This is a genomic window from Micromonospora sp. NPDC047753, assembly GCF_040642735.1.
In the GTDB taxonomy this organism is placed as follows: domain Bacteria; phylum Actinomycetota; class Actinomycetes; order Mycobacteriales; family Micromonosporaceae; genus Micromonospora.
Map to the genome: position 1 here is coordinate 1 of NZ_JBEYSL010000257.1, position 9409 is coordinate 9409.

General features: G+C 70.8%; 8 protein-coding genes. 1 reads left to right on the forward strand and 7 read right to left on the reverse strand.

Annotated features, from left to right (window positions below):
- Window positions 1–137: 137 nt before the first annotated feature.
- Window positions 138–710, reverse strand: a complete 573-nt coding sequence (locus tag ABZ749_RS20975; protein WP_357230113.1) for a flavoprotein — start codon at window positions 708–710, stop codon at window positions 138–140.
- Window positions 711–726: 16 nt separating this feature from the next.
- Window positions 727–1956, reverse strand: a complete 1230-nt coding sequence (locus ABZ749_RS20980) for a helix-turn-helix domain-containing protein (RefSeq protein ID WP_357230115.1) — start codon at window positions 1954–1956, stop codon at window positions 727–729.
- Between the two features lie 248 nt (window positions 1957–2204).
- Here ABZ749_RS20980 and ABZ749_RS20985 point away from each other — a divergent pair, with 248 nt between their 5' ends.
- Window positions 2205–2876: a bifunctional DNA primase/polymerase gene (locus ABZ749_RS20985; RefSeq protein ID WP_357230123.1), complete on the forward strand. Its 672-nt coding sequence runs from the start codon at window positions 2205–2207 to the stop codon at window positions 2874–2876.
- Window positions 2877–3356: 480 nt separating this feature from the next.
- Here ABZ749_RS20985 and ABZ749_RS20990 read toward each other — a convergent pair whose 3' ends face one another.
- The 5 genes from ABZ749_RS20990 to ABZ749_RS21010 form a co-directional block, all read right to left on the reverse strand.
- Complete coding sequence (locus ABZ749_RS20990; protein WP_357230125.1) at window positions 3357–4079, reverse strand: FAD:protein FMN transferase; 723 nt, start codon at window positions 4077–4079, stop codon at window positions 3357–3359.
- Between the two features lie 49 nt (window positions 4080–4128).
- Window positions 4129–4707 (reverse strand): FMN-binding protein, encoded by a 579-nt coding sequence (locus ABZ749_RS20995; RefSeq protein ID WP_357230117.1) that lies wholly within the window; start codon window positions 4705–4707, stop codon window positions 4129–4131.
- A gap of 13 nt (window positions 4708–4720) precedes the next feature.
- The gene (locus tag ABZ749_RS21000) at window positions 4721–6139 is read right to left on the reverse strand and encodes a ferredoxin reductase family protein (protein WP_357230119.1); all 1419 of its coding nucleotides are present in this window, start codon (window positions 6137–6139) and stop codon (window positions 4721–4723) included.
- On the reverse strand, window positions 6136–7518 hold the full coding sequence (locus tag ABZ749_RS21005; RefSeq protein WP_357194634.1) for a DUF1501 domain-containing protein: 1383 nt from the start codon (window positions 7516–7518) through the stop codon (window positions 6136–6138). Before ABZ749_RS21005 ends, ABZ749_RS21000 begins: the two co-directional genes overlap by 4 nt.
- A gap of 8 nt (window positions 7519–7526) precedes the next feature.
- Window positions 7527–9409: DUF1800 domain-containing protein (locus tag ABZ749_RS21010; RefSeq protein WP_357230121.1), on the reverse strand; the 1883-nt coding region annotated here is incomplete at its 5' end.

A 9409-nucleotide genomic window follows, 5' to 3' on the forward strand; every position in this document is an offset into this window, starting at 1 on the left:
GTGCCGACCAGCATCCCGACGCCGACGCCGATCGACAGCAGGTACAGGATCGGTTCGACGAGGGCGTTGAGCAGCGGTGTGACCGACCGGCGGTACACCCGTCCCGGCCGCGTCGGGTGGAAGATCTGCCGGACGCGCTACGCGGCGCTCCAGGAGACGGTCTGCAATGCGGCCAGCGGCATCGCCCAGGGGAAGGCGTGCAGGTGCTGCTCCCCCGTTCCGGGCGGGTGCAGAGCGATCACATCGTCGCCGAAGAGCACCGTGACGCCCCACTCGGCCAACCGGGCCACCCCGGCACGAAACGCCGGGTGGCAGGCCATCGCCGAGTTGGTGTACGGCACCGCCACGATGGGGACGCCCTTGCCCTGCGCCTCGACCAGCAGCCCGAGCGCCAGCGTGTCGGTGATCCCGGCGGCCCACTTGTTGACCGTGTTGACGGTGGCCGGGCAGACGATCATGGCGTCGGCGGGCGGCAGCACGTCCGGGTCACCGGGGTTCTTGTAGTGCGTCCGCACCGGGTGACCGGTCTGCCGAATCAGGGCCGACTGGTCGACGAACTTCGCGCCGTCCGGCGTGGTGACCACGCAGACGTCCCAACCGTCCTGTTGGGCGAGATCGACCAGACGACCGACGTGCCGGGCCAGCGGCGAGCCGCAGGCGATGACGTAGAGCACCTCACGGTGCCCGCTGTTGTGCGCTGCACCGGCCATCAGACCGGCTCCGCGCTCATACCCCTACTCCCATGTGCTCAGCCAACTCCGCTACCGGAGAAGGCGGCGCACCACGTGTGCGACGGAGGATGTCGGACATCACCTCGTGCGCGATCGGCCGGCAGCGGATCTCCGACGGGGCGAGCCGATCACCGAGCAGCAGCATCTCGCCGGCGTTCGCCACGTCACCGATCTGGGCGTAACCGCGGGCGATGTCGAGCAGGTGGTGGGCGCGGCGCTCGGGCAGCAGCGCGTTGAAGGAGGGCTCCGCGATGCGCAGCTGGTGCACCTCCACGGCCCGCCCCCCGTCGCCCAGCTCCACGGCGGCGGCGGCCCGGTGCAGTTCGACATTGGTCGGGCCGAACGACGTCCAGTAGTGGTTGTAATCGCCGCCGAGCAGTGTGGCGGCCTCCTGCGCGCAGTTGATCAGGTCGTCGACGCTGGCCGAGTCACCGATGCGGGACGCGGCCATCGCGCCCTGGAGCAGCAGCATCCCGTAGACGGAGAGGCGGGCCGGGGAGACCGTGTTGCTTCCACCCGGTGCCAGCCGGTTGGCGATCTGGACGTTCAGCTCCAGCGCGGGACGGGCCCGGCCCATCGCGACCAGGGCGTTGCACACCCGGGTGGTGGCGATCCCGGCGAGCAGCGGGTCGTCGGCCCGTTGGGCCACCGCCATCGACCGGTCGGCGGCCAACCAGGCGAGCTCGCACTCGCCGAGCTTGCGCAGCACCGAGGAGGCGATCTGGTAGACCTGCCCGAGCAGGTGGGCCGCCTCGGCGGCCTGCTCACCGCCGTAGGCGGCGTCGGCCGCCTGAGCGTCACGCAGCAGCTTCGGCAGCGCCCGGGTGAGCATCCCGTAGCGGCCGTACTGATAGGTGAGCCAGGCGTGGTTGACGGCCTTGCGCATGTCGTCCATCGGCGGCGGGTACGGCGCCGCGTCGAAGTACGCGCTCATCGAGTCGTAGCGTTCCAGCGCCGCCCGGATCTCCTGCACCTCGACCTGGTCGATGCAGTTGAGGGCGTCGGCGCGCCGCTCCGGGTCCTTGCCCATCAGCAGCTGCACGTCCATCTGGAGGATGTCGGCGATCTCGTAGAGGACGGAGAACTTGTCCAACCGGCGGACACCGCGTTCGACCTTGTCCACCCAGCTCTTGGACTTGCCCAGCCGGTCAGCGAAGACCTGCTGCGACATCTTGCGCCGCCCCCGCCAGTAGGCAACTCGCCGTCCTATGGGTAGCTCGTCCATCTCCCCATCCTCCCCTGCCACCGACGACCAATCGAGTCGGGGCGATGTCCGCGGGTGCGGCGACTGCCGTTCATGTTCAGGTTTTGGCTGGTCGCACAGGATGTACGTCAGCCGGACAGGTAGTCCTCGTACTTTTCGTGCAAGTTGCACGGGCCGTTCGTCAACCTCAACGATCGTGGGTTACGGCAGTGACGGTGCTCGACATGCGACCTGGCGAACGCCGGGCCCGACGAGAGGAGTTGGCACACATGTGGGGGAATGTCGTACCGCGCGTTGCCGAACTGTCGCCGCTGGAACGGGTCCGGCTGCGCCGGGTCGCCATCCGGTACGCGGTACACGGCTGGGAAGTCACCCCGGGGGCCTGTCTGGCCCGCAGCCGCTTCGTCTGCGGCCGGGCCGGCTGCCCCACAGTGGGCTGCCACCCCGCCCTGGAGAACTGGGAACTGGCCGCCAGCGCCGACCCGGCCCGGGTGGCGACCTGGTGGCGGAGCCGACCGCACGGGGTGCTGCTGCCCACCGGTCGGGCCTTCGACGTGCTGGAGGTGCCCGCCCACCTCGGCCGGCACGTGCTCGACGCGATCCAGATCCACCCGGCCGGCACCGGCGTACGCGGACCGGTGCTGGTCACTCCCACCGGACGGTGGATGTTCCTGGTCCGCCCCGGCGACCCGCTCAGGCCGGAGCTGGAGCACTGCTTCCACGTGGTCCGGCACGGGCCGGGCTCGTGGATCCCCGCGCCGCCCACCCGGCTGCCGGAGGGCACGGTCCGCTGGGCGGTTGCCCCGGAGCAGGCGCGCTGGCAGCTTCCGGATTCGTACCTCGTGCAGAACACGTTGATCGGGGCGCTGCGCGCCGCCGGGGTGACGCTCGCCCCCGACCTGCTCCCCGGTCACCTGCCGCTGCCCCGACGGGGCATGTGAAACCGGCCCGGTCGAGGATTCGATCCGGTGCCCGACAGCGTCGCCGAGGCGTCGGTCCTCGTTGACAGGGGGACGGTGCGAACGCGCGCCACGAACGGGGGAACGATGTCCACAAACGACAGAGCGCCTCACCCCGGCGGCACCGAGCCGCCCCGGCGCAGCCACCGGGGGCGCCGCTGGGCCGGCACCCGACCGTCCGGGTCCCGCCCCGGCCGCCCACGCCCCACCGGCACCCGCCCAGCCGGCACCCACCGCCCCCTCCGCTAGTCCCACGCCGCTCCCCGTCTCCCCCCAGCCCCGCCCGCCCGAAGCCCCGCCCAGCTTTCCGCGATCTTGCACTTCCTGTCCCGACAATCTCCACACAAAGGGACAAAACGCCAACCGGAAGTGCAAGATCGCGGGCGTGAGAGGGCGTGCGGGGGGTGCGGGGGGCGCGGGGGGGCGTGAGGGGGCGTGAGGGGGCGTGAGAGGGGGCGCGGGCTAGTCGGTTAGGGGGAGGTTGAACGAGTGGTACTCGCGGGCGTTGTCGGTGATCACCGCGTGGGTGTGGTCGTCCAGGCGGGCCAGCCAGTTGAGGCCGGGGGTGCCCATGGCCAGGGCGGCGGTGGCGTACGCGTCGGCCACCCCGAGGTCGGTGCCGACCACAGTCACCGAGCGCAGCCCACTGGCCGGTGCGCCCCGACGCGGGTCCAGCACGTGCCGGCCGCGTTCGTACACGCCGGACGTGGCCACCGCCAGGTCGGTCCCGCTGAGCACCAGGCAGGCCGCCATCGCGTCCCACGGGTGCCGGATACCGATGCGCCACGGTTCCCCGGACGGTGACAGACCCCGCACCCGTACGTCGCCGCCGGCGTTCACGCAGTGGTTGACGGCACCGGCGGCGACGAGACGGTCCGAGGCGACCTGGGCGGCCCAGCCCTTGACGAAGCCGGACGGGTCGAGCCGACCGGTGGCGTACGCGTCGAAGAACCCGTCGGTGGTGCCCCACAGGTCGGCGCAGGTCTCCAGCACGTACCGCAGGTCAGCGGACGCCTCGGAGAGCAGCACCTCACCACGGTCGAAGCGACAGACCTCGCTGTCCGGCTGGTAGGTGCTGAACCGCGCGTCCACCTCGTGCATCCAGGCGAAGACCTCATCGGCCAGCTCGCGCAGCGTCGCCGGTGGCAGATCGTCGGCGAGGTCCAGGGTGATCGTCGTACCCATGATCTGTTCGACCCGGCACAGCCCGGGTCGGGTCAGCGTGGCCCGCACGTCAGAATGCCTGCTCGATGGCGGACCGCAGCGACTGCTTGTAGGAGTTGCTGGTCTCGGTGGCGCCGGAGACGGTGTTGAGGTTCGCGTTCTGTTTCTGCACGACCTCACCGCCCCTGCCGTCGTAACGATTGCGGACGTCGCCGCTGTGGATGTCGGATTCACCCCCGCTGGGCAGCGACAGCGCGACGGCCTCGACGATCCGGTTACCCGAGACGACGATCTGCACCTGCACGTACCCGTACTCGTTGTCGAAACCGTTGCCGGTGACCCGGCGGGTGGTCGACTGGGGTGCCTTGGTGGTGGTCCGGGGTGCGGCCTTCGTGGTGGTGCGGGTGCCGGACGGACGGCCGGTGTTCTTTGTTGGTTTGGGCGAAGAGGGCGCGTCGGCAGTCACCGACGGCTTCGGCGCCCCGCCCGACGGGTCCGCGCTCGGCTCGACATCCTGCGGGGTGGGGTTGACCGGCTGGGCGGTCGGCAGGTTCTGGGCGACCTGGCTGGTGCCTGGCGAGCCCTTGAACACCACAAGTGCGGTGGTGCTGGCGGCCAGGCCGGTGATCGCGAGGAGCGCGCGACGCATGGGGATGCCCTTCCTACAGCTCGAACGTGGCGAGGTGGATCTGCCGTCGGGGCACACCGGCCCGCCGCAGCGCCCGCACCGACTGTTCCACCAGACCGGGCGGCCCGCACAGGTAGACGTCGCGCCGGGCCACGTCGGGCACCAGTTGCCGCAGTCCGTCCGGGCTCATCAGCTGGCGGGGGCCGGGGTCGTCGCGGGAGCCGATGACGTACCAGACGGAGGTGTCGCGTTCCTGGGCCAGCCAGTCCAACTCGCGGCTGAGCAGCACGTCGGCCGGTGTGCGGGCCCGGTAGATGAGCGCCGCGCCCGGCGGCAGCTCCTCCAGCATGGCCCGGATCGGCGTGATGCCGCTGCCACCGGCGATCAGCAACGCCCGCTCCCGGAGCCGGTGCGCGGCGGTGAAGGTTCCCGACGGGCCTTCGGCCCAGACCCGGGTGCCCGGTTCCAGGTCGCGCAGGTCGGCGGTGTGGGTGCCGACCACCTTGACGGTGACGCGCAGCCAGCGGCCGTTGGCGGCGGCGGAGACGGAGAACGGGTGCGACTGCCACCAGCAGCCCCGGGTGAGGAACCGCCAGCGGAAGTGCTGGCCGCCGAGCATCGCCAGCCGGTCGAGCCGCTCCCCGGTGAGGTAGATGGAAATGGTGTCGGTGCTCTCGGCGACCACGTCGGCGACCCGCAGCTTGTAGCGCAGGTTGAACGCCAGCGGTGCGATCACGCGGCCCCAGAGCAGGGCGGCGACCACCAGCAGGTAGAGCGCGATCCAGCCGGTGCGCACCGGGCCGGGCCGGTACAGCTGCGCGCCGTGGGTGAACTGGTGGCCGAAGCCGAGCAGCAGGATCAGGTAGCTGGACAGGTGCAGCAGGTGCCACATCTCGTAGGGCAGTGCCCGCCGGATCGCCCGGATGCTGCTGAACCCGACGAGCATCATGATGCCGGTGGCGACGAACGCCGAGACCATGTCCTCGTAGTCGCCGAGCAACGTGCCGACCTCGGCGAGGATCGACTGATTACGCAGGTCGGCGTAGCCGACCAGGATCAGCGACATGTGCGCCAGCACGGTGACCAGCAGGGTGGCGCCGATGTCCCGGTGCCAGCGGGCCATGTGCTCGCCGCCGATCCACCGTTCCAGCACCGGCAGTCGGCTCATCATCAGCACCTGCACCAGCAGCAGGTAGCCGGCGACCAGGCCGGTGATCCGGCCGGCCGAGGTGACGGTGGCCGCTGTGGTCCGCAGCGATCCGGCCGGGGTGCCCAGCCACCAGGGCACCACGCTGGCGAGCAGGCCGACCAGGAGCAGCACGCCCAGCAGCCGTCGGCCGCCGGGCCCGCGCCGGGCCGGGATCTGCGGGGGTACGGGCGCAGCCGACCGGCCGCCGTGCCGGGACGAGGTCCCGGTACGACGGCCGGCGGCGTGGGTGTGCGGGTACGTCACGCGTACAGCTTCATCGGGGCGTACTTCTGGCGGGGGAAGACCTTGTCGACCTCCGCGTTGGTGAGCCCGAACCGGCCCTGCGCCACAGCGCCGTAGACGTTGAACATGTTGTTGTACTCCGGCACGTCACCGGAGTCCAGCTTGTCCAGACCGTTCCAGGTGCCGAGCAGCGAACCGGCCAGCTTCTTGCCGGACAGCAGGGTGACCACGCCGCCGTGCCCGTGGTCGGTGCCGTTGTTGTTGGAGCCAACCCGACGGCCGAACTCGCTGGACACCATGATCGTCACGTCGGCGGCCTTCGGGCCGAGGTCGGTGAAGAAGGCGGCCATGGCGTTGGCCAGCTCGTTGAGCCGGCGGTGCAGCTGGCCGCCCTCGCGGGTGCCCTGGTTCTCGTGGGTGTCGTAGCCACCCATGCCGACGGTGGCGACCCGGACGTTGGCACCGCCCTTGATCAGCTGGGCGAGTTGCTGGAACGCGTTGCCGACGCCCTCGTACTTGACGCCCTCGGCGGGCTGGTACGGCTTGGCGGCAAGCTTCTGGGCGGTGGCCAGCGCGCCCATGCCCTCCTGCACGGCTTCCTCGACGGGGTGGTTGATCCCGGTGAAGAGCCCCTTGATGGCCTTCTCGGTGGCGGCCCGGAACCGCTCGTCACCGTTGAGCCGCAGGGAGCCGACGTTGTTCAGGGAGAGCGCGCCGTTGTTGCCGACCAGCGAGCGGGGCAGCGTGCTGCCGATGCCGACGCTGCGGAACGCGGTGCCCTTGCCCAGGTTGTCGACCAGACCGTCGAGCCAACCCCGACCGCCGGTCTCGTTGGGCAGCCCGCCCAGGTTGCAGGCGTCGGCGGCCTGGAAGTGGCTGCGGGACAGCCGCTCGTCGGAGACCGCCGGGATGAAGCCCAGCTGACCGGCCGTGAGCCACTTCTCCAGCGGCTTGAACGCACTGGTCAGCTTGAAGCCGCGACCCAGGGCCAGGGAGTCGTTGCCGAGCAGCAGGTCGGGCCGGGCCTTGTTGAGCACCGCGTCGTTGTCCGGCGCGATCAGGCTCAGGCCGTCCAGCCCGCCGTAGAGGAAGACGTGGATCAGGGTGCCGGTCTTGGTCGCCGCGAACGACGCCGAGGTGGTGACGAACTGGGCGGTGGCCAGCGCGGTGGCGGTGGCCGCGGCACCGGCGACGAAGGTCCGCCGGGTCACGCCGCGACCGTCCTGCTGGGCCTCCTCCAGGTTCTCCAGGGTGCGGTACCTGTCGAACTCGGCGGCGTTCTCGGCGGCGACGATGTCCGCCTCGGCGCGCAGCAGAGCCTCGGCCGGGTTGTCGGCCAGCCGGCGCACGTCGGGGCATTCGGGGTGCAGGGGGAAAGAGTTGTACACAGTCTTCTCCATCGGGTGCCTCACCGGAGGTGGTGCTGGGGGGAAGCGAGGATCGCCCGCGCGACGGCGGTGATGGCCCCGTTGAACGTGGCGTCGACCTTGGTGGTCGCCGCCACACCGGCCACGCCGAGGATGAGGTTCTTCTCCCGCGTGCTCAACTTCTGGCCTACCAGCCGCTGGGAGAGCGCGTCCACGTACGCCCCGGCCGTCGCCGGTGGCTTGGCGACCAACTTCTCCGGTGCCGTGTACGTGAAGGTGGTGCGGTAGCCGGCGAGGATCTCGCCCGCCTCGTTCCAGCCGTTGACCATCGTGCCGGCCGAGGTCCAGGCGACGTAGACGTCCGGGTAGCCGTCCGGGGTCGGGTGACCCATCGGGGACTGGCCCAGCTCGCGCATCTTGTCGTGGATCTGGCGCAGCCCCCGGGCGTACGCGGTGCGCTTGCTGTCGCCGTTGTTGTGCTTCGGCGACGCCTCCGGCGAGACGCCCAGGGTGCGGTACGTGGCGACCAGGTACTCCATTGGCCGGCGCACCTTCTGGCCCACCCCGGCCCAGAACTCCGAGGAGCAGAACAGCGTCATCAGGACCGGCTTGATCATGCCCTTGTTCGTGGTGTACGTCTTGGCCAGCCGGTCCACCAGGGACTTCGGCGGGGTGTCCGAGACGAACCGGGTGGCCAGGCTCTGCGCCACGTACTTCGCCGTCGACGGGTGCGTCGCGATGTAGGTGATGTACGCGTCGATCGCCGCTTCGGCCTTCTTCGGGTCGGCCGAGTTGTTCGCGTGGGTGAAACCGAGGATCTTCACCTTGCCGACGTAGTGCTGCTCGGGGCGGAAGACGTACTTGCCCTTGTCGTCGACACCGCGGCCGGTCTGCAACATGGCGGCCTGCCGGACGTCGGGCTCCTTGTAGCCGCCGTCGACGCCGACCGAGTAGAGCTCGAGGTTCTCCCGGGCGAGGTTCTCGTTGATCGCGTCCTTGCGGGAGTCCTTCTGGTTCAGGTAGATCAGCAGCGCCGGGTGCTTGTTCGCGGCGACCAGCATCTCCGGGTAGCTGCCCAGCGCGTGCTTGCGCACGACGTCCTGGTCGAACGAGTTGCGGTACACCTCGCCGCCGTCGAAGTCGGCGGCGACGTGCAGGAAGTCGTTCCAGAAGTCGACCATCACCTCGAACAGCTGGCGCTTGGACCAGATCTGCCGGGCGATGGTGGCGTCGACCATCTCCCGCTCGGGGTGGGCGTCCTGCTCGTTGAGCTTGTCCCGCTGGTCGCGCAGTTGCTGCACGGAGAGCTTCTGGGTCGGCAGCTCGGCGAGCTTCAGCTCGCCCTTGCTCGGCTCCAACTTCCCCGGGTCCAGCTGGGCGCGGATCCAGGCGTCCATGCCCTCGCGCTTGATGTCGGCGACCACCGCAGGCGTCACGCCGAAGGTGGCGCGCCGGGCCAGGTGCAGGATCGGGTCCTTGGCCAGCACCGTCTTCACTGTCACAGTGGTCGCCGCCGCGGCGGCGGCGGGGCCGGAGTAGGTCCGCCCGCCGGCCGGCGCGTTCTTCTTCAGCGCCTCACCGGCCCGGGAGCCCATGTAGCTCTCGTTCTGCTCGGTGTAGGTACGCACGGTGCTGGGCTGCTGGCCGCTGGGCCGCGCCGCGGTGCCGTCGGTGACCGTGCTGCCGGTCGCGTCGCCGGCCAGCGCGTCGTCGCCGAAGAGGCCACGGATCTGCGGGGTCATGGCGAGCGCCGCGCCACCGGCGACGACGGCGGCGGTGCCGCCGAGGGCCACCATCGCCTTACGTCGGCCGACCTTGCGATCCGGCTCGTTGTCATCGTCGAGGGTGGGCAGTCCGGTGCCGGCCGGTCGCGCCGGGGCCGGGCGGCCAAGGCCCTCCGGGCCGACCCACTGCGGGCCGCGCG

What these genes read in the sequence shown, in the direction of transcription:
- ABZ749_RS20985 (WP_357230123.1), top strand. Translation starts at nt 2,205, where the DNA reads ATGTGGGGGAATGTCGTACCGCGCGTTGCCGAACTGTCGCCGCTGGAA.
- ABZ749_RS20980 (WP_357230115.1), bottom strand. Translation starts at nt 1,956, where the DNA reads ATGGACGAGCTACCCATAGGACGGCGAGTTGCCTACTGGCGGGGGCGG.
- ABZ749_RS20990 (WP_357230125.1), bottom strand. Translation starts at nt 4,079, where the DNA reads ATGGGTACGACGATCACCCTGGACCTCGCCGACGATCTGCCACCGGCG.
- ABZ749_RS20975 (WP_357230113.1), bottom strand. Translation starts at nt 710, where the DNA reads ATGGCCGGTGCAGCGCACAACAGCGGGCACCGTGAGGTGCTCTACGTC.
- ABZ749_RS20995 (WP_357230117.1), bottom strand. Translation starts at nt 4,707, where the DNA reads ATGCGTCGCGCGCTCCTCGCGATCACCGGCCTGGCCGCCAGCACCACC.
- ABZ749_RS21005 (WP_357194634.1), bottom strand. Translation starts at nt 7,518, where the DNA reads ATGGAGAAGACTGTGTACAACTCTTTCCCCCTGCACCCCGAATGCCCC.